Annotated in this window: 17 protein-coding genes; 4 read left to right on the top strand and 13 right to left on the bottom strand. The window is 74.7% G+C overall.

Features of this window, described 5'->3' with window-relative positions:
- Positions 1–6 precede the first annotated feature (6 nt).
- From ACWDBE_RS28340 to ACWDBE_RS28325, 4 genes are all read right to left on the bottom strand, one after another.
- Positions 7–1,122, bottom strand: coding sequence for an NAD-dependent epimerase/dehydratase family protein (locus ACWDBE_RS28340; protein ID WP_449809464.1), 1,116 nt, complete (start codon positions 1,120–1,122; stop codon positions 7–9).
- A gap of 148 nt (positions 1,123–1,270) precedes the next feature.
- Positions 1,271–1,369 (bottom strand): 30S ribosomal protein bS22, encoded by a 99-nt coding sequence (locus ACWDBE_RS28335; RefSeq protein WP_003948845.1) that lies wholly within the window; start codon positions 1,367–1,369, stop codon positions 1,271–1,273.
- Positions 1,370–1,560: 191 nt separating this feature from the next.
- Positions 1,561–1,770 (bottom strand): helix-turn-helix domain-containing protein, encoded by a 210-nt coding sequence (locus ACWDBE_RS28330; protein ID WP_045699258.1) that lies wholly within the window; start codon positions 1,768–1,770, stop codon positions 1,561–1,563.
- Between the two features lie 236 nt (positions 1,771–2,006).
- Complete coding sequence (locus ACWDBE_RS28325) at positions 2,007–3,203, bottom strand: acetoin utilization protein AcuC (RefSeq protein WP_449809463.1); 1,197 nt, start codon at positions 3,201–3,203, stop codon at positions 2,007–2,009.
- A gap of 178 nt (positions 3,204–3,381) precedes the next feature.
- Between ACWDBE_RS28325 and ACWDBE_RS28320 the strand changes: the two genes are divergently transcribed.
- Entirely contained in the window at positions 3,382–3,906 is a 525-nt protein-coding gene (locus tag ACWDBE_RS28320) for a hypothetical protein (protein ID WP_449809462.1), read from the top strand.
- 124 nt (positions 3,907–4,030) lie between these two features.
- Positions 4,031–4,561 (top strand): hypothetical protein, encoded by a 531-nt coding sequence (locus tag ACWDBE_RS28315; protein ID WP_449791017.1) that lies wholly within the window; start codon positions 4,031–4,033, stop codon positions 4,559–4,561.
- Positions 4,562–4,589: 28 nt separating this feature from the next.
- On the opposite strand, the gene ACWDBE_RS28310 is transcribed toward ACWDBE_RS28315, so the two are convergent.
- The gene (locus ACWDBE_RS28310) at positions 4,590–5,810 is read right to left on the bottom strand and encodes an MFS transporter (RefSeq protein WP_449809461.1); all 1,221 of its coding nucleotides are present in this window, start codon (positions 5,808–5,810) and stop codon (positions 4,590–4,592) included.
- A 124-nt stretch (positions 5,811–5,934) separates the two neighbouring features.
- Positions 5,935–6,762, bottom strand: a complete 828-nt coding sequence (gene proC / locus ACWDBE_RS28305; RefSeq protein WP_449791015.1) for a pyrroline-5-carboxylate reductase — start codon at positions 6,760–6,762, stop codon at positions 5,935–5,937.
- Between the two features lie 186 nt (positions 6,763–6,948).
- Between proC and ACWDBE_RS28300 the strand changes: the two genes are divergently transcribed.
- Together ACWDBE_RS28300 and ACWDBE_RS28295 are read left to right on the top strand one after the other, a co-directional pair.
- The gene (locus ACWDBE_RS28300; protein ID WP_402405827.1) at positions 6,949–7,398 is read left to right on the top strand and encodes a hypothetical protein; all 450 of its coding nucleotides are present in this window, start codon (positions 6,949–6,951) and stop codon (positions 7,396–7,398) included.
- Between the two features lie 213 nt (positions 7,399–7,611).
- The gene (locus tag ACWDBE_RS28295) at positions 7,612–8,970 is read left to right on the top strand and encodes an SCO2583/SCO2584 N-terminal domain-containing protein (RefSeq protein ID WP_449809460.1); all 1,359 of its coding nucleotides are present in this window, start codon (positions 7,612–7,614) and stop codon (positions 8,968–8,970) included.
- A 3-nt stretch (positions 8,971–8,973) separates the two neighbouring features.
- Here the strand turns inward: ACWDBE_RS28295 and ACWDBE_RS28290 are convergent, their stop codons facing one another.
- From ACWDBE_RS28290 to ACWDBE_RS28260, 7 genes are all read right to left on the bottom strand, one after another.
- Positions 8,974–9,486 carry a hypothetical protein gene (locus ACWDBE_RS28290; protein ID WP_449791013.1) on the bottom strand — a complete coding sequence of 171 codons (513 nt, stop codon included), beginning with the start codon at positions 9,484–9,486 and terminating at the stop codon, positions 8,974–8,976.
- Between the two features lie 107 nt (positions 9,487–9,593).
- The gene (ilvD, locus tag ACWDBE_RS28285; protein WP_449791012.1) at positions 9,594–11,438 is read right to left on the bottom strand and encodes a dihydroxy-acid dehydratase; all 1,845 of its coding nucleotides are present in this window, start codon (positions 11,436–11,438) and stop codon (positions 9,594–9,596) included.
- A 188-nt stretch (positions 11,439–11,626) separates the two neighbouring features.
- Positions 11,627–12,433 (bottom strand): class I SAM-dependent methyltransferase, encoded by an 807-nt coding sequence (locus ACWDBE_RS28280; protein WP_449791011.1) that lies wholly within the window; start codon positions 12,431–12,433, stop codon positions 11,627–11,629.
- Positions 12,434–12,486: 53 nt separating this feature from the next.
- The gene (locus tag ACWDBE_RS28275; protein ID WP_449791048.1) at positions 12,487–13,290 is read right to left on the bottom strand and encodes a sugar phosphate isomerase/epimerase family protein; all 804 of its coding nucleotides are present in this window, start codon (positions 13,288–13,290) and stop codon (positions 12,487–12,489) included.
- Between the two features lie 662 nt (positions 13,291–13,952).
- The gene (locus ACWDBE_RS28270) at positions 13,953–14,915 is read right to left on the bottom strand and encodes a Ppx/GppA phosphatase family protein (protein ID WP_449791010.1); all 963 of its coding nucleotides are present in this window, start codon (positions 14,913–14,915) and stop codon (positions 13,953–13,955) included.
- A 146-nt stretch (positions 14,916–15,061) separates the two neighbouring features.
- Positions 15,062–16,354, bottom strand: coding sequence for an SUKH-4 family immunity protein (locus ACWDBE_RS28265; protein WP_449791009.1), 1,293 nt, complete (start codon positions 16,352–16,354; stop codon positions 15,062–15,064).
- A 196-nt stretch (positions 16,355–16,550) separates the two neighbouring features.
- On the bottom strand, positions 16,551–19,313 hold the full coding sequence (locus ACWDBE_RS28260; RefSeq protein WP_449809459.1) for a toxin glutamine deamidase domain-containing protein: 2,763 nt from the start codon (positions 19,311–19,313) through the stop codon (positions 16,551–16,553).
- Positions 19,314–19,329: the final 16 nt, after the last annotated feature.

Genomic DNA, 19,329 nt, shown 5'->3' with positions numbered 1-19,329 from the left:
GCGGGTTCAGCTCCTCGGTCGGCGGGGGCGGTTCGGCAGGGCGTCCGGTCCGGTGGCGGGCCCAGCGGCGCGCTCCGGGCCGAGCAGGGCGGTCAACCGGTCGGCGACGGCGGCCAGCCGCTCGGGCGGCAGCAGGCCCGGGCCGCGGGCGGCGGCGAAGTCGGCGAAGGCCTCCGGCGTGCTGAACGCCGGACGGTAGCCGAAGGTGTCGCGCAGCCGCGCGGTGTCCACCACCCGGCCGTGGGTGAGCAGCCGCAGCTGCTCGGGCGAGACGTCCACCAGCCGGCTCTGCCGGGCGAGCACGGCCATCCAGCTGACCGCGGGCAGCAGCAGCGGCAGGGTGGGCCGGCCGAGCCGGCGGGCGCACTGGGAGAGCAGCAGGACGCCCTCCCCCGCCACGTTGAAGGTCCCGGTGTTGACGGTGCCAGGCGCGGGCTCGTCGGCGGCCCGGCAGAGCACCGCAACGGCGTCGTCCTCGTGGACGAACTGCAGCCGCGGGTCGTAGCCGAGGACGGTCGGCAGCACGGGCAGGGCGAAGTACTCGCTGAGCGGGGTGTCCGCGTCGGGGCCGACGATGTTGGCGAAGCGCAGCACCGTCACCGCGACGTCCGGGCGGCGGCGGGCGAAGCCGCGCACGTAGCCCTCGACCTCCGACGCGTCCTTGGCGAAGCCGCCGCCGGGCGGGTCCTTGGGCTGCATCCGCTCGCTGAACACCGCCGGGTCGCGGGGCGCGGAGCCGTAGACCCCGGTGGTGGACTTCACCACCAGCCGGCGCACCCCGGGGGCCTTCTGGCAGGCGCCGAGCAGCTGCATGGTGCCGATCACGTTGGACTCCTTCACCGCGGAGCGGTTGGTGGAGCCCAGGCCGGTGGCGCTGACGCTGAGGTGCACCACGGTGTCCACCCGGTGCTCGGCCAGCACCCGGGAGAGCGCCGGACGGCGCAGGTCGAGCTGGTGGAAGCGGTACGGGGCGGCCGGGCCGGCCGGTTCCCCGGGCGGCAGCCGGGGCGGCTGCACGTCCACACCGACCACCAGGTCGACGCCAGGACGGCGGCGGACCTCGGCGGCGAAGCGGGCACCGAGATGGCGTGCCACGCCGGTGACGAGCACGACCACGCCCACGGTGATGCCCCCATTTCCCGGCCCCGGCGGCCTGCGTGCACCGTACCGCGCCGCCCCGCCGGGCCGTGAAACGACACCGCCCGCCCAGGCCGTGACGGGCTGGGCGGGCGGTGGAAGCGCTGGGCGCGCCAGGCGCGGCCGGGGGCGCTTACTTCTTGTTGCGACGCTGAACGCGAGTCCTCTTCAGAAGCTTGCGGTGCTTCTTCTTGGCCATACGCTTGCGACGCTTCTTGATGACAGAGCCCACGGAACAACCCTCGCTCACTGAGACTCTCGCCCGTGAGAGACGGAGTCCATACGACTGACGTGAGGGCCTAGCCTACCTTCCGGTTGCCCGGGGCTGTAAATCGCGCCCCCGGCAACCGGAGAACTCGGGGGAAATCCCCGGCGAACGGGTGCGGGGCCCACCGGTGTGGACCCCGCACCCGCGCGCCCGCGCTACGCGCTCTCGAGCCGCACGTAGGACTCCTTGAGGTACTCGTGCACCGCCTGCTGGGGCACCCGGAAGGACCGTCCGACCCGGATGGCCGGCAGCTCTCCGCTGTGCACCAACCGATACACCGTCATCTTGGACACCCGCATGACCGCGGCGACCTCCGCCACGGTCAGGAAGACGACTTCCTGAAGGGGGCGCTCGACGGAACTCATGACCATCACCCGACCCTTACCCGTGTGCAAGGCACCGGCTTCCCCTCCGGTGACTCCACCGGCACACGTGTATCCCCAGAGTAGTTATGGGTGGTACCAGTGGGAAGAGGGGAAGTGCAGTCCTCGTACGGTGAGAGATAGGACTGTTGCAGTACGTAGCCGACCGGCGGATGGCACCGCTCGGCGTACGCACGGCCCCGCCGGGACGCGGCCCGGGCGCGGCCGGGAAGGCGGATTCAGGCCAGCAGTCCGTGCAGCGGGAACACCGCTCGCCGGGTGGCGAGGATGGCCTGATCGAGCCGGTCGGCCGGATCGTAACCCGAGTCGAAGTCGCGCCAGACCGGGCGGGCGCCGTCGGTCATCCGCAGCGGGGCCGGGCGGCGGGTGCGGCGGTAGACCTCGGCGCGCCAGGACTCCGGGGTCTCGGTGGCCGGGTCGACGGGCCGGGCGGCGGCGGTGGCGACCAGGTGGGTCCAGGTGCGCGGGACGACGTCCACCACCGCGTAGCCGCCCCCGCCGGTGGCCACCCAGCGGCCGCCGGCGTACTGGTGGGCGAGGTCGTGCAGCGTCTCGGCGATCAGCCGCTGGGCGTCCACGGTGACGGCGAGGTGGGCGAGCGGGTCCTCCAGGTGGGTGTCGGCGCCGTGCTGGGTGACCAGGACCTGCGGCCGGAAGGCGTCGAGCAGTTCGGGCACCACGGCGTGGAAGGCGCGCAGCCAGCCGGCGTCGCCGGTGCCGGCGGGCAGCGGGAGGTTGGCGGCGGAGCCGGGGGCGTCCTCGCCGCCGGTCTCGATCGACCAGCCGGTCTGCGGGAAGAGCGTGGCGGGGTGTTCGTGCAGCGAGACGGTGAGCACCCGGGGGTCGTTCCAGAAGGCCGCCTGGACGCCGTCGCCGTGGTGCACGTCCACGTCCACGTAGGCGACCCGCTCGGCGCCGAGTTCCAGCAGCCGGGCGATGGCCAGCGCCGGGTCGTTGTAGACGCAGAAGCCGGAGGCCTTGCCGGGCATCGCGTGGTGCAGCCCGCCGGTGAAGTTGACGGCGTGCGGGGTCTCGCCGCGCCAGACCGCCTCGGCGGCGGCCACGGACTGGCCGGCGATCAGCGCGGAGGCCGAGTGGATCGCCGGGAAGGACCAGTTGTCGTCGGTGCCGAGTCCGTGCAGGGGGTCGGAGCGTTCGGGGTGGGCGGCGGCATTGCGGACCGCCTCGACGTACTCCCGGGTGTGCACCAGCCGGAGGGTGGACTCGCCGGCCGGCGGTGCGGCCCGGACGGTCACCCCGGGCCCGCTGCTCAGCCCGAGGTCCTCGACCAGGCGCATGGTGAGGGCCAGCCGGGTCGGGTCCATCGGGTGGCCGGGGCCGAAGTCGTAGGCGGTGACGGCCTCGTCCCAGAAGAGGTGCAGGCCGCAGGGGGTGTCACGCTCGGCTTCGGGCATGGCCTCCACCGTAGCGGGTGGCGGTGGCCGGACCGCTGCCAGGGCACGCCGGGCCGGTGCCCGGCGGCGGCCGAGCGGGGCGGGTGCGCGATGAGACCACGGACGTTGTGGGGCGGCTGTGGAGGCGGGTGTTGAGGCGGTACAGACAAAAGCTTTGAGACTCCATATCCTCTCCGCCATGAAGCCATTCAGCGTGCAACGCCTTGGGGTAATTCTCGCTGCAATACTGGGATTTGGCGTCTTCTTTGCCGCCCAGCCGGCCTCCGCCGCGGTCGCCGGCACCACCTTCGCGGTCGACAAGTCGGCGGCCAAGGCGGGAGACCAGCTGACCCTGACGCTGTCGCTCACCAACAGTGAGAACAGCCCCATCTACTTCGCCTACGAGTCCGTCCAGCCGACCTGGCCGGCCAACACCCAGGCCGGAGCGTTCACCATCACCGGCTGCACCGGCGACACCTCCGACTGCGTGACCAACGGGAACAGCGCCAACTTCCACTTCAACGCGCCGATCGCGCCCGGGGCGACGAAGAGCGTCACGCTCACCGTCAAGATCACCGACACCCCGGCGTGGGGCACCGCGCCGTACACGCTGAACTGGGCACCGTACGTCTACTACGAGTTCGGCCAGGTCGGCGGCACCACCACGGCCAAGGACCAGAGCTGGACCTACGGGGTGCCCGAGCTCCAGACCGTGATCAGCTGACCCCACGTCCCGTCGACCGCCCCCGCCGTCACCCGACGGCGGGGGCCGGGGCGTGTCGGCGGCAGTCGAGGGCGATGTGAAGGCGTTGCAGACAAGTCCTTCACAGGTCCCTATCCTCTCCGCCATGAAGCCATTCAGCGTGCAACGCCTTGCGGTAATTCTCGCTGCGATACTGGGACTTGGCGTGGTCTTCGCCGCCCAGCCGGCCTCCGCCATCCCCCAGATCGGCGGCACCGCGTTCTCCGTCGACAAGAAGACGGCGGCGCCGGGCGATCAGCTGACCTTGACCCTGTCGCTCACCAACACCGAGCCCAACGCCATCTCCTTCGCCTACCTGTACGTCCAGCCGACCTGGCCGACCAACCAGCGGGCCGACGTGGTCACCACCACCGGCTGCGGCGGCGAGAGCGTCGACTGCTCGTACGGCGGCTTCAACAACGGCGCCGCCTTCCACCTCACGACGCCGATCCCGCCGGGCGCCACCCGCACCGTCACGGTCACCGCGCGGATCACCTCCACACCGACCTGGACCGGGTCGTACACGCTGAACTGGGCCCCGTACGTCTACGCCGAGTACGGCTCGGACGCCCCGGGCTTCAACAAGGACGGCCTCTGGGCAGGAGGACTGCCCGAACTGGAGACCGTGATCAGCTGACCCCACGTCCCGTCGACCGCCCCCGCCGTCACCCGACGGCGGGGGCCGGGGCCGGAACCGGCGCCGGGGCGAAGCGCTCGGCCAGCGGCAGGACGGCGAGCACCAGCAGCATCGGAGCGAGCAGCGCCCAGCGGTACGAGCTCGCGTCCGCGATCGCCCCGACCAGCGGCGAACCGAGCAGGAAGCCCACGTAGTTGAAGAGGTTGAGCCGGGCCACCGCGGCGTCCGAGTCGGCCGGGAAGAGCCGGCCGCCGGCCGCGAACACCTGCGGGATGATCGCGCAGATGCCGAAGCCCAGCACGGTGAAGGCGGCGACGCCCGCCCAGGCGGCGGGCGCGACCGCGGCCAGCCCGAAGCCGAGGGCCGCCAGCGCGGCGCCGGCGCGGACCACCGGGACGGCACCGAAACGCTGCACCGCGCGGTCGCCCAGGGCCCGGCCGAGCAGCATCGCGACCATGTAGCCCAGGTAGGAGAGCTTGGCGAGGTCCTCCCGGCTGCCCAGCCCGTCGGTCAGGTACTTGACGCTGTAGTTGGAGACCGAGGCGTCCGCGATGTACGCGAAGGCCATCGCCAGGCAGAGCGGCAGCAGCGGACGCCAGGGAACGGACCGCGCGGCGGCCTCGGCGGCCTCCCGGACGGCGTCGCCGAGTTCGGCCGGTCCCGCGAACCGCGTGCCGGTCAGCAGGGCGAGCGGGGCGATCACCGCGGCGGCCGTGCCGAACAGCACCGGCAGCCCCAGGTCGTAGTGCGAGCCGAGGCCCGCCAGGGTCGCGCCGAGGATGCCGCCGAGGCTGAACGCGGCGTGGAAGCCGATCATGATCGAGCGGCCGTAGCGGTGCTGGAGCCCCACCCCGAGCATGTTCATGCTGGCGTCCAGCGCACCCACCAGCAGCCCGAACGCGCCCAGCGCCAGCGCGAGTTGCCACAGCGTGCCGCCCAGCCCGGCGGCCGCCAGGCTGAGGCAGACGGCGGGCTGGACCACCCGCAGCACGGCCCGCGCGCCGGTGCGCCTCACCAGCTGCTCGGAGGCGATCGACCCGACTCCGGCGAGCACCGGCACGGCGGCCAGGAAGACCGGCAGCAGCCCGTCGCTCAGCCCGTACCGGTGCTGGATCTCCGGGATGCAGGTGACCAGCAGGGCGAAGACGGTGCCCTGGAGCAGGAAGCTGACGGCGAGTGCGGCCCGCCCGGCCCGCAGGCCGGGCGCCACGGGGGACGGGACGGGCCGTGCGGACGGTGCGGCACTCACGCGGACCTCCAGGCGGACTCCACACGGACCTCGCTGACGTCGCCGGCCCCACTACCGACCGGTAGGACGATGTTGGCGAGAGCGTAGGGGGTGCGCCGCGATTACGGGAGGGGTCGCGCAGCGGTCACTTTCCGCCCGAGGCCAGCTCCCGGGAGCGGTCCCTGGCCGCCTCCAGGGCACCGAGCAGAGCGGCCCGCACCCCGTGGTTCTCCAGCTCGCGGATCGCCGCGATGGTGGTGCCGGCCGGCGAGGTGACCGCCTCGCGCAGCTTCACCGGGTGCTCGCCGGAGTCGCGCAGCATCACCGAGGCGCCGATCGCGGACTGCACGATCAGGTCGTGCGCCACCTGCCGGGGCAGGCCGAGCAGGATGCCGGCGTCGGTCATCGCCTCGACCAGGAAGTAGAAGTAGGCCGGACCGGAGCCGGACAGCGCGGTGGCCGCGTCCTGCTGCGACTCGGGCAGCCGCAGCGCCTTGCCGACCGAGCTGAAGATCTCCTCGGCGCGCGCCAGGTGCTCCTCGCCCGCGTGCGAGCCGGCCGAGATGACGCTCATCCCCTCGTCCACCAGGACCGGGGTGTTGGGCATCACCCGGACCACCGGGGTGCCGGCCGCCAGCCGCTCCTCGAACCAGGCGGTGGGGACGCCGGCCGCGGCCGAGATCACCAGCCGGTCCGCACCGACGTGCGGGGCCAGCTCGTCCAGCAGGGTGCCCATGTCCTGCGGCTTGACCGCGAGGATCAGGGTGTCGGCGAGCTTGGCGGCCTCGGCGTTGGAGACGGCCACCACGCCGTAGCGGGCGGCGAGTTCGACCGCGCGCTCGGGGCGGCGGGCGGTCACCAGGACGTCGGCCGGGTCCTTGCCGGCCCGCAGCAGACCGGAGAGCAGGGCCTCGCCGATCTTGCCGGTGCCCAGGAAGGCGATCTTCTGTCCGTGTGTTGCGCTGCTGCCCATGGTCCGCTCCTTGCCTCGGTACTACGGCCTTGCCCCGGTGCTGCGGCCATCCTCGCACCGCCCGGCGGCGTACGCGGGGACCGTCCGTTCCGTGGTCGCCACGGACCGGAACGGCCTTGCCCCTAGGGAGGAAAGTCGGGGGTTTCCCCTATGGCCTCCGCGCTCCGGCAGGCGCACCGTGGAGCCATGGCACACGACGAAATGTCCCGACGTGAGAACCGGCAACTCGCCGTCGCCTCGGCGACCGTGGGCCCGTGGCGGACCGCCGCGGGGGTCGGTGCGGTGGTGGGGGCGACGGCCCTGGGGATCGAGGCGATCTCCGGGAACTGGTCGCTGAGCATGCTGGCCTCACCGGCCGGCTGGGGTCTGTTCTTCTTCTTCCTGGTCGGCACCGTCGGCGGCCGGCTGCGGCACGACACCACCGACCGGCGGCTGCGCCGCTGGGCGGACGAGCACCCGTGGCAGTCGGCGCTCCCGGCGGCCGGCGGACTGCTGGCCCTCAACACGCTCGCCCAGCTGTTCCTCGGCGACGAGGGGCTGTTCGGCGCCTTCTTCGTCTCGCTGCTGCCGGCCGGTCTGCTGCTGGCGATCGCCGGGGTGGTCGGCTCGGTCAAGCAGGCCCGCGGCAAGGGCTGAGCGGGACGGACCCGGGCGACGGACCGTCCCGGGCGGAGGCCCGGCCCCGGGCGACGAACGGCCCGGGCGGCGGCGGTTCCGGACGACGGACGGACCCGGGCGGCGGCGCGGTTCCGGACGAACCGGGGTGAACTGTCACCCGATCCGCACGAGTTCACCACGTGGTGTGCCCCCGATCGGCGCACCGTCACCCCCCGTCGTCATACTGGCGCGATGCCGATAGCCGAAGATCCGGAACCGCGCCCCTCCGGGGGCGACGAGCCGGGCGGGTCCGACCCGTCCGGGACGGGCGAGAAGGACCCGTTCGCCGACCTCGTCCTGGACGAGGAGTTCATCAGGGGCGCCGCCGTCAAGGAGCAGAGCGGGCGCACCCGCATGCTGTCCGCCCGGTGGAAGCACACCCCGCCCGTCGACCCGGGCGGCCGCCGCTCGATCAACGACGGCCCGCAGGCGTCCAAGCGCCGGTTCGGCCGCAAGCCGAAGCCCGCCGCGCCCGACCCGTGGGGCAACCCGCGCCCGCGCCGCCGGCTGGAGTGGCGCGCGCCGCTGTTCGTCGCGCTGGCCGTCGCCGTGGTGCTCGCGGCGCTGAACGTCGACGCGCTGCGCGACTGGTACTCGTTCCGCTGGGGTGCGGGCGCCGCGGCCCAGCACTCGCCGGTGCCCACCGTCGCCCCGGAGACCGCCAAGCCGACGACCGCGCCGCCGAAGACCCGTGAGGAGCAGCCGACCGTGGACCACCCGTGGGCCGGCTCCCCGGCCGAGGGCTGGCCGAACGGCGCGGAGGCCTTCGTGCTCCCCGAGGCCAAGGCCACCGGCGTCTTCTCCGCCGACCAGGTCGCCGCCCAGCTGCAGCTGGTCAAGGACTACCTGACCGCCGCCGACCTCGACCCGAAGACGGTCGGGGGCGGCCGGCCGGACGCCGCGCTCGCGCTGCTGCTGCGGGAGGAGCGCGACGGAGCGGTGGCCGCTCTGGACAACCCGTCCGAGAAGAACGACCCGACCAGCTGGTTCAGCCGCTTCGACCCGCGCGACGCCATTCCGGTGGGCGACGTGGTCAAGGTGCAGGGCCGGATGACGTACGAGGGCGACGGCGACAAGGGCGTCCTCGTCCACACCGACTTCAGCTTCGTGTACGCGCTGCGCCCCGGTCCGGACGCCGCCAAGCGGGCCATGTCGCCCAAGCCGCCGACCGGCGCCCCGCAGCCGACGAAGCCGACCGCGCCCCAGGACGGCGCGGCCAAGCCGGCGGGCCTGCTCACGCCGAGCGGCGACGTGTCCGGGGACACCTGGACCACCCGCACCATCGTGCGCCGGGTGGAGACGTTCCGTTTCTACGACCCGGGCCGCTACCCCGTCGATCCGAGGAAGATCGCGTTCGGCGAGAGCCAGACGGACCCCGCCAACTCGGCCTGTGGCGTCTACGACGGCTACTTCCACCCGCAGTTCGACCAGTTCGCCGAGCTGCAGTCGGACGCTCCGGGCTCCCGGCCGACCGGTCCCGAGGTCGACCCGTACGACCGCAGCAAGGACATCCAGCCGGCCGACGAGTGCGGATCCGTCAGCCGGACCTGACGATCAGCCCTTGCGCTTCCCGCCGGGTCGGCCGCTGCGGCCGGCCCGGCGCTTCTCGTACTGCTCGACGGCCCGCTGGTGGGCGGCCCGCCGGACCGCCTCGCCCGGGGCCTCGACCAGGCTGCGGGCGAAGTAGGCGAGGAGCGAGCCGGCCCCGCCGATCATCCACACCGCGCCGAGCGACTTGTCCTCGGCCATCCAGCCGGTCAGCTTGTCCTTGCCCTCGGTGAGCACCTTCCAGGTGCGCCGCACGGCCATCATCGAACAGACCACGATGGCGGCGGTCAGCAGCCCGTTGAGGAAGCCGCCGTTGTCGGAGAGCGCGACGCCCTCGACGCCGAAGCGCAGCAGCAGCACCGCGGCGGCGGCCGCGACCAGGGAGCCGACCGACACGGCGACCCGGCGCAGCCAGTAGCCGTTGTCCCGGTTCAGCCAGGTGGTGCCGAACCAGCGGATGGGCTCCGGCTCGGGGGCGCCGGCGGGAGTGGGGGCGGGGGTGGGGGGCTGCTCGCTCACACCGTCGATTATCACCCGACCGCCGCACACGGCGGAGGAGCCGTCCCGGCCGGCGGGACGGCTCCTCCTCGTTCCGTACGAGGTGCCCCGTACGGGCCCGTACGGGCTCAGCCCAGCTTGGAGACGTCGCGGACGGCGCCCTTGTCGGCGGAGGTTGCCATCGCGGCGTAGGCGCGCAGGGCCTGGCTGACCTGGCGGTCGCGGTTCTTCGGCCGGTAGCCGCCCGAGGCCTCCAGGGCGCTGCGGCGCTCGGCCAGGACCTCGTCCGGGACCTCCAGGGAGATCCGGCGGCCCGGGATGTCGATGGCGATGGTGTCGCCGTCCTCGACCAGCGCGATGGTGCCGCCGGAGGCCGCTTCCGGGGAGGCGTGGCCGATGGACAGGCCAGAGGTGCCGCCGGAGAAGCGTCCGTCGGTGACCAGCGCGCAGGCCTTGCCCAGGCCCCGGCCCTTCAGGAAGGAGGTGGGGTAGAGCATCTCCTGCATGCCCGGGCCGCCCTTGGGGCCCTCGTAGCGGATGACGACGACGTCGCCCTCCTTGACCCGCTTGGCCAGGATCGCCTCGACCGCGTCCTCCTGGGACTCGACCACGACGGCCGGGCCGCTGAAGGTCCAGATCGACTCGTCCACGCCGGCGGTCTTCACGATGCAGCCGTCCTCGGCGAGGTTGCCGTACAGCACGGCCAGGCCGCCCTCGACCGAGTAGGCGTGCTCGACGCTGCGGATGCAGCCCCCGGCGGCGTCGGTGTCCAGCGACTCCCAGCGCTCGGACTGCGAGAAGGCCTCGGCGGAGCGGACGCAGCCGGGGGCGGCGTGCCACAGCTCGACGGCCTCGGCGGAGGGCGAACCGCCGCGCACGTCCCAGGTCTTGAGCCACTCGGCGAGCGAGTCGGCGTGCACGGTGTGGACGTCCTCGTTGAGCAGCCCGCCGCGGTACAGCTCGCCGAGGATGGCCGGGATGCCGCCGGCCCGGTGCACGTCCTCCATGTAGTACGAGCCGTTCGGCGCGACCTTGGACAGGCAGGGCACCTTGCGGGAGATGGCGTCGATCGCCCGCATGTCGAAGTCCAGTTCCGCCTCCTGGGCGGCGGCCAGCAGGTGCAGGATGGTGTTGGTCGAGCCGCCCATGGCGATGTCCAGGGCCATGGCGTTCTCGAAGGCGGCGCGGGTGGCGATCGCCCGGGGCAGAACGGAGGCGTCGTCCTGGCCGTAGTGGCGGTTCGCGATCTCGACCACCGTCCGCCCGGCCCGCTCGTACAGGTCCTTGCGGGCGGTGTGGGTGGCGAGCACCGAGCCGTTGCCGGGCAGCGAGAGGCCGATCGCCTCGGTCAGGCAGTTCATCGAGTTGGCGGTGAACATGCCGGAGCACGAGCCGCAGGTCGGGCAGGCGTTCTCCTCGATGATCGCGATGTCCTCGTCGGAGACGTTCTCGTTGACCGCCTGGGAGATCGCGTCGACCAGGTCGAGCTTGCGCACGGTGCCGTCGACCAGGGTGGCCTTGCCGGCCTCCATCGGGCCGCCGGAGACGAACACGGTCGGGATGTTCAGGCGCAGCGCGGCCATCAGCATGCCCGGGGTGATCTTGTCGCAGTTGGAGATGCAGATCAGGGCGTCCGCGCAGTGGGCGTTGACCATGTACTCGACCGAGTCGGCGATCAGGTCGCGCGAGGGCAGCGAGTAGAGCATGCCGCCGTGGCCCATCGCGATGCCGTCGTCCACGGCGATGGTGTTGAACTCGCGCGGGATGCCGCCCGCCCGCTTGATCGCCTCGGAGACGATCCGGCCGACCGGCTGGAGGTGGGTGTGGCCGGGGACGAACTCGGTGAAGGAGTTGGCGACCGCGATGATCGGCTTGCCGAAGTCCTCGCGGGCTACGCCGGCCGCCCGGAGAAGCGCCCGGGCGCCTGCCATGTTGCGACCGTGGGTGACCGTACGGGACCTCAGCTCGGGCACTGTGCTCCACTCCTTCGGGGCTCTCGCGGGCACCCCGCTGCTGGGAGGGTTCGGGGCCCGCTGTGGATACCGAGCCTACGCCCGCCGTCCGGCCGGGTGGACGGTCCGTCCGCGATGCGGGCAGGCGGCAGGGCGGGCAGGCCGTGGGGTGGGCAGGCGGCAGGGCGGGCAGGCGGCGGGGCGGCGGCTCAGTGCCGCACGACGGCCACGGTGAGGTCGAGGACGTACGGCTCGACCACCTGTCCGTCCGGGAACTCGGCCAGCAGCGCCGCGCGCTCGCCGGCGAGCAGCGGCTCGCGCCGCTCCGGGGTCAGCGAGGCGAAGTAGGAGCGCGAGGTGAGGTTGTCGACCACCTGCTCGACGGACACCCGCCGTTGCCAGCGCAGCCGGGTGCGGCGGACCTCCAGCCCGGCGGCGGCGAAGGGGGCGGTCAGGTCGGCCACCCGGCCGTAGCCGTGGTAGCGGCCGGACAGCTCGACGGACAGCCGCTCGTCCCGGGCGCGCACCCACGGGACGGTCTCGTCGAAGAGGTTCCACCAGGTGGCGAGGGCCCCGCCGGGCCGCAGTACCCGGACCGCCTCGGGGACGGACCGCCCGGGGTTTGTCCAGTGGAAGGCCTGGGCGTAGGTGATCAGGTCCGCGCAGTGGTCGTGGAAGGGCAGGTCGTCACCGCCGCCGCGGACCAGCGGGAGCTGCGGGGAGACGGCCTGGAACTGCGCGGCCATCCCGGCGGACGGCTCGACGGCGACGACGTCCGCGCCACGGGCGGCCAGCAGGCGGGTGGCGATGCCGGTGCCGGCGCCGACGTCGAGGACCCTGGCCCCCTTGAGCCCCCGGCCCCAGAACCGCTCCAGCTCGTCGAACAGTTCCTCCGGGTAGCCGGGGCGGCCGCGGTCGTACTCGGCGGCCACCGCGCCGAAGCTCCCGGCCAGCTCGCGGAAGTTGCGGAGTCCACTGAACTCCCGGCTCTCCTTGCCATCTTGACTGTTCGTCACTTCTCTCCCTCAGCAGGGCGGTCGGCGGTTCGCACCCGCTCCGGCCGGACGGCTCAGCGCACGTGCGACGGGGTGGCCAGGTGCAGGCGGGTGAAGGCGAGGGCCTCGGCCAGGTCGGCCTCGCGTTCGGCGGGCGAGGCCGAGCGGCGGGTGTTGACCTCCAGCACCACGTGGCCGTCGAAGCCGGTGCGGGCGAGGTGCTCCAGCAGCTCGGCGCAGGGCTGCTTGCCGCGGCCGGGGATCAGGTGCTCGTCCTTGCCGGAGCCACTGCCGTCGGCCAGGTGGACGTGGGCGAGCCGGTCGCCCATCCGCTCGACCATGGCGAAGGTGTCGATCCGGGAGGTGGCGGCGTGCGAGAGGTCGATCGTGAAGTGCCGGTACTCCTCGTCGGTGACGTCCCAGCCGGGGGCGTACGCGAGCATCTCGCGGTCGCGGTAGCGCCACGGGTACATGTTCTCGACGGCGAAGCGGACGTCGGTCTCGCCCGCCATCCGGTTGATGCCCTCGACGAACTCCCGGGCGTACTGGCGCTGCCAGCGGAACGGCGGGTGGACGACCACGGCGCTCGCGCCGAGCTTCTCGGCGGCCGCCCGGGCCCGGACCAGCTTGGTCCACGGGTCGGTGCTCCACACCCGCTGGGTGATCAGCAGGCAGGGCGCGTGCACGGCCAGGATGGGCAGTCGGTGGGCGTCGGAGAGCCGGCGCAGGGCGTCGATGTCCTGACTGACCGGGTCGTTCCAGACCATCACCTCGACCCCGTCGTAGCCGAGCTTGGCGGCCAGCTCGAAGGCGACGGCGGTACTCGCCGGGTACACGGAGGCGGTGGACAGCACCACCTTGGTGTCGGGGATGTGCAGGGCCGGATGCCGGGGCAGCACCAGCCGGTCGGTGGTGCGCAGCAGCGGCGGGCGGGCGGCGTCGCGCTTGGCGGCCTTGACCGAGCGGACGGACTGGACGGCGGCCTTGGCGGCGCCGGCGGCCCGGGCGGTGCGGGTCTCCTTCGGGGCGGACTGCTGCGCGGCGGGGGTCCCGGCGGTGGGCTGGTGCCCGGGGGCCGGCTTCGGCCTCTTCGCGGCGTTCGCCGTCTTGGCCGTCTTGGCCGTCTTCGCCGTCTTGGCTGCGGCGGTCGTGGCGGCGGTCGTCTTCGCCGCTGCGGTCTTCGCGGTGCGCTGGGCGGCCTTGACGGCCTTCGCGGCCTGCTTGGCGGCCTGGGCGGCGGTGGCGCCCGTGACCGCCTTGCCGAGTCGGCGGCGCGGGCCGTCCGGCCGCGACTGCCCGTTCCCGGGAGTGCGGCCCTCCTGCGTTCCGTCCTCGTCCGCTGGTTGCACCACGGGAGACAGCGTAAGCGGAGCACGCGGCGAACGGGACGGGATGACCGGCACAGTGACCATCGGCACGTTGTCCCGGGCCCGGGCGGTCGGCGGTCCTCCGGGGCGCCCCCGGCTCCGGGGCGGGGCGGACGGGGGCCGGGCGGCCGCCTGGCGCGGCCGGGGCGCGGACTACGGGCCGCGCGCCCGGCTTACGAGGTGAGCGCCGGGCGGCGGCGGTCGGCCGAGCCGTCCATCGCGTCCAGGCGGCGCAGGATGATGCCCTCGCGCAGCGCCCACGGGCAGACGTCCAGCTCCTCCAGCCCGAACAGGTCCATCGCGGCGTCGGCGACCAACGCGCCGGCCAGCAGCTGCTTGGCCCGCCCCTCGGAGACGCCGGGGATCCGGGCGCGCTCGGCGACGGTCATCGCGGACAGCCGGGGCAGCCAGGAGGCCAGCCCGCTGCGGGTGAGCCGGCGGTCGGTGTACGGACCGGCGTCGGCGGGGGCGGCGCCGGTCATCCGGGCCAGCTGCTTGAAGGTCTTGGAGGTGGCGACGGCGTGCCGCGGCGGGCCGAGCCGGGTGATCTCGCCGATCACCGTGGCGAGCTCGGCCCGGATGTGGCGTCTCAGCTCGCGCAGCCCGTCCGGGTCGGCGACGTCCCCGGGCAGCCAGCGGGCGGTCAGCCGGCCGGCGCCCAGCGGCAGCGAGCAGGCGACGTCCGGCTGCTCGTCCAGACCGCAGGCGATCTCCAGCGAGCCGCCGCCGATGTCCAGGTTGAGCAGCCGGCCCGAGGACCAGCCGAACCAGCGGCGGACGGCCAGGAAGGTGAGCCGGGCCTCGTCCTGCCCGGAGAGCACGCGCAGCTCGACACCGGTCTCGGCGGTCACCCGGCGCAACACCTCCTCACCGTTGGCGGCCTCGCGCACGGCGGAGGTGGCGAACGGGAGGATGTCGACGACGCCCTTGTCCTCGGCGACCCGCAGCGAGGAGGCGACGTGGCCCACCAGCCGCTCGATGCCAGCCTCCGTTATCGCGCCGTCCGCGTCCAGCAGCTCGGCCAGGCGCAGCTCGGCCTTGTGCGAGTACGCGGGCAGCGGAGCAGCGCCCGGGTGGGCGTCCACCACGAGGAAGTGGACCGTGTTGGAACCTACGTCGAGCACACCGAGTCGCATAACTCTCCACGCTACGCGATCCGGGAGCCGCCGAGCGGGGGTGTGACGGTAGTCGCGCTGGTCCGGGACCGGTCGGCGGGCGGCGGAGCGGGGGGCCGCCGGCCCCGGGCGCCCCTCACAGCGGGCCGTCCCTCACAGTCCGTCCCTCACAGCAGTCCGTCCCACAGCTGCTCCACGATGACGGCCCACCAGTTCTCCGGGTCCGCGAAGACCGTGCCGTCCACCGCCGCCAGCGCCAGCTGCAGGGCGTCCACCGCCCCGCCGGCGGCCACCGGGTCGAGCCCGCGCAGAGCGGGCCACCAGCCGGCGAACACCTCCAGGCAGCGGACGAAGGCGCGCAGGTCGGCGTTGCAGTGGCGGGCGGTCGCGTAGTCCGGGTCCACCGCCCGGACGGCTCCGGCCACCGGGTCGAGGGCCAGCAGCGCCCAGCCGTCCGTCCCCAGCAGCAGCTGCCCGGCGAGCGCCAGGCGCTCCCGCTCGGCCACCCTGGTGCCGCGGCCCAGCTCGGCCAGGTGCCCGGCGAGCGGGGGCAGGACGCCGCCCTGGCGGGTGCCGTCGACGATCGCGTCCGGCCCGGGGTGGTGCAGGGCGAAGAACCCCGGCACGGCCATCGGGACGCCCACCGTCAGCAGCAGCGCGGCCGCGTCCCCGGGCAGCTCGGCGCGGGCGACGTCGGCCGGCTCGAAGCGCTGGACGCCCGCCGGGCCGAACCGCTCCGCGAGCCGGGCGGCGAGCGCCGCGTCGGGCTCGTCGGGTGCGGGGCGCACCGTGCGGGGGAAGGGCACCCGGTTGCGGGCCGGACCGTCCGGCGACGCGGGCAGCGCCCGTACGGCGGCGGCCCGGTGGTCGAAGCGCGGGCCGTACGGGAGCTCGAAGTCGATCCGGGCGTGGGGCAGTTCGGCGGCCAGCGCGTACGACCAGTAGCCGCCGGGCAGGGCGCTCGGCCGCAGGTCGGTCCGGACGGCCAGCACGTCCCCGGCGGCGATGCCCTGCTCGCGCAGCCACCACCAGCCGCGCAGTGCCGGGTGCGGCAGGCCCGCCGCGGAACGCAGGGCCAGCGACCGCTCCTCGCCGGTGCCGTCCCGGTAGGTCAGCTCGGCCCGGGCACCCCGGCCGGTCGCTGGCGGGAGGGTCGGGTCGTAGCCGCCCGCGCCGACGAAGTCCCGGTACAGCCCGACCACTTCGTCCACCGGCACCGAGGGCCACACCGTGAACCGTCCGCTCTCCCGGTCCACCACGGCGCAGGCCGCCCCCACCTCCTCGGGCGCCCGCCGCTCCCCTGTCCGCGGATCCACCACCACCCGGGCGGGCTCGGCCCACACCACCCAGCCGAGCTCGAACTCATGGGTGCACACCCGCCGCACCGCCCCGGCCCCCTGCGGCAGATCCCCGTTGATCCACCGGTGCCCCGCCTCCACCGCCTGCGCCCGCGCAATCACCCGACCACCCCGTCCGTCCACTCCCAGCCCCATCCCGACCTGACCCGCGACCCTACGCCCCCATCACCACCTCCTGCGCGAGAAGTGGGAGTGTCATGGATCAGGTGGACACCCTGATCAAGGGAGACACCGATCTCGTGGTTCCCGCCGGGGTGGGGGCGCGGGGAGTCGGGGGCGGCTTACCGGTGGGGGCGGGTCAGGGGGTGGGGGTGAGGGGGCGGCCTTCGGGGGTGAGGGCGATGGCCCAGAGGCCGTGGGTGGCGGGGTGGAGGGGGGTGGGGGCCTGGCGGGCGAGTTGGTGGTCGAGGTAGGTGACGGTGTCCTGGTGGTTGACGGCGTTCCAGGCGTGCGGGCGGCCGTAGGCGTCGAGGGTGAGCAGTACGGCCTGGGAGCCGTGGCCGGCGCGGCGGAGGTCGTCGGCGAGGCGGTCGAAGGCCGGGCCGCCGTCGCCCAGGTCCCGGAAGCGGGCGCCGAGTTCGCGTTCCGCGCGGTCGCGGCCGCCGCGTTCGCCTGCGTCGCCCTCGGTGGGGATGCGCGGGGCCGCGCAGGTCGGGCGGCCGGTGTAGCACTCGACCGCCGAGAGGGCGATCTCCAGGCTGTTGTTGGCCCGGCCCGGCTCGCGGTGGCCGCCGTCGTTGACGACCTCCGCCCAGCCGCCGACCGCCGGGTCGGGGTGGCGGACGGGCAGGCCGTCCTCGTCCCGGGGCATGCGGCGTTCGACCTCGGCCTGGTGCTCCGGGTCGACCGGCCCGAGCCCGCCCGGCAGGCCGTACGGTCGGCTGTCGGTGATGCTGCGCGGCCGGACCGCCGGGTCCTGCGGCTGGGCTCCGCGCCGTGCCCGCAGCGCGAGTTGGAGGGCCATCGCGTGGGCGGTCGCAACCGGCACCGCGCCCCAGGCGAGGGTGGGGTCGGCGAGGCCCGCCGCGTTCTCCCGCCGCCGGGCCTCCCCCGGGTGCGGCTCGGGCCGGCCGATCACCGGGGTGGTCCCGACGATCGGGGGTGCGGCCGGAGGCGGCGGGGCGGCGTGGACCGGCGGTCCGACGACCGGGTTCGGCGCGGCGCCGGCCGGGGTCCTGGCCCCCGGAGCGCCGGGCTGCGGCCCGCCGACGGCCGTACCGCCGCCCACCACACCCCCAGGGCTGCCGGACGCGCCCGCCCCGACGCCGCTGCCGAACGGAGCCGCCACGTTCACGGGCCCGCCGCCGCTGCCCGCCAGCGGCCCGGGCCCGACGGTGCCGACCGGCCCGGGCACCGGGTACCCGCCGTGCCCGCCGTACCCGCCGCCGTACGCCGGGGCCGCGAACTGCCCGGGCGCCACGACCGGCCGGACCGTCGGCGGGGCCTCCGGTGCCGGGCCGTGCGAGGGACCGCCGGCGGACGGCGCCGTGACGGGCGCGACCGGCGCACTCACCGAGTCCGTCCGTACGGTCACCGGCCCGCCGCCACCGCCCCCGACCGCACTGCCGTGCGAGGAGGCCGCGGGCGCCTGGAGCGGGTAGTCCCCGTCCGACCAGCCCACCGACCCGCCGCCCTGCCGGACCGGAGCGGCACCGGACGGCACCGACGGCACCGACGGCACCGAGTTACCGCCGCCACCGCCGCCCGCCGCCCGGTGCTGTCCCGCCGAGCCCCAGAGGCCACCCCCGCCCCCAGCCGCCACCGCACCCGAGCCCGCACCCGGACCCGAGCCCGCACCCGCCGAAGCGCCCGCCGCCACCGCCACATCCGGCCCGCCGACCACCGCCCCCGGGTCCGCCACCGCGACCGAGGCCACCGTCACGGCCCCCGGCACCTTCGGATCCGCCGGCCCGTCGGGCGTCCCACCCGCCGACGGCCTGTCGCTGCCGGGCTTGTCGCCACCCGGCCCGTCCGCCCCGGGCGTGAGCCCGGCGATCGGCACCCCGCGGACCGCCTTGCCGTCCTCGTCGGTGAGCACCGGCCGCCCGTGCTCGTCCAGCCGGACGGCCAGGTCCGCGACCCCGACCACCGGCTTCCCGTCCGGCCCGGGGACGACCAGCAGCCCGGCGGCGTCGGCCACCGGCGTGCCGTCGGCGCGCAGGATGACGGGCTGCCCGTCCGGGCCGAGGACCGGCTTGCCGTGCTCGTCCACCTTGACCGTGAGCCCGGGTACGCCGACCAGCGGCTTGCCGTCCTTCCCGGCGAGCAGGACCAGCCCGGAGCCGTCCGCGCCGAGCACGCCGGGTTCGCCGAGGGCGGCGGGCAGTCCGGCGGCGAGCGGGTCGAACGCGCCGGCGCGGTACGAGGCGGCGGTGATCCCCGTGCCCTGCGCGGTGCCGAGCTTCAGCAGGGCGACGGCGGCGGGCTCCTTGAGTGCGCCGGACAGGCCGTCCTTCATGGCGCGGCCGAGTTCGGCGAGCAGTCCGCCGATCTTCAGCGCGGCGGCCTCGACGGCGACGGCCGCCACCCCCGCCGCGACCTGCTCGGCGGCGGCGTTCTTCAGCTTGGTGGCGAGGCCGCCGACGGTGGTCTCCAGTCCGCCGACCACCCCGCTCTTCGTCGGGTCGCCGTCGACCGCCGCGGCTGCCCGGCCGGCCGCCTCCCTGGCCTTGGCCGCCTGCTCCTCGGCCTGCTGGAGCTCGGCGGCGAGCTGCCGCAGGGTCACGATGATCTCGGCCTTGCAGGTGTCCACGGCCCGCGCGGCGGTGTCGAAGGCACCGGCGACCAGCCCGACCGCGCTGTGCGCGTCGTCCAGGTGGCCCCTGCCGCCGCCGCTGAAGCCCTGCCAGTACGCGCCGAAGGCCTCGACCGCGTGGCCGGAGTTGTCGGCGGTGACCCGCCGGACGGACTCGCCGCAGCGCCGGGTGAGCCGGTCGGCCTCCTTGCCGAACTCACGCCAGACCCCGGCGGCCTTGCGCAGGCCCTCCTCGTCGGCCTGCGGCCACTGCTGGCCGGTCCTGGCCAGCACCGGGGCCAGTTCCTCGGGCAGTTTCCTGGACACGCGCTTCCCCCTTCGA

The sequence above is a fragment of the Kitasatospora sp. NPDC001132 genome, assembly GCF_053598415.1.
This window is presented reverse-complemented; position numbering and strand designations above follow the sequence as displayed.

Coding starts and splice junctions, on each gene's coding strand:
- ACWDBE_RS28270 (WP_449791010.1), bottom strand. CDS start 14,915: ATGCGACTCGGTGTGCTCGACGTAGGTTCCAACACGGTCCACTTCCTC.
- ACWDBE_RS28300 (WP_402405827.1), top strand. CDS start 6,949: ATGGCACACGACGAAATGTCCCGACGTGAGAACCGGCAACTCGCCGTC.
- ACWDBE_RS28330 (WP_045699258.1), bottom strand. CDS start 1,770: ATGAGTTCCGTCGAGCGCCCCCTTCAGGAAGTCGTCTTCCTGACCGTG.
- ACWDBE_RS28315 (WP_449791017.1), top strand. CDS start 4,031: ATGAAGCCATTCAGCGTGCAACGCCTTGCGGTAATTCTCGCTGCGATA.
- ACWDBE_RS28295 (WP_449809460.1), top strand. CDS start 7,612: ATGCCGATAGCCGAAGATCCGGAACCGCGCCCCTCCGGGGGCGACGAG.
- proC (WP_449791015.1), bottom strand. CDS start 6,762: ATGGGCAGCAGCGCAACACACGGACAGAAGATCGCCTTCCTGGGCACC.
- ACWDBE_RS28320 (WP_449809462.1), top strand. CDS start 3,382: ATGAAGCCATTCAGCGTGCAACGCCTTGGGGTAATTCTCGCTGCAATA.
- ACWDBE_RS28325 (WP_449809463.1), bottom strand. CDS start 3,203: ATGCCCGAAGCCGAGCGTGACACCCCCTGCGGCCTGCACCTCTTCTGG.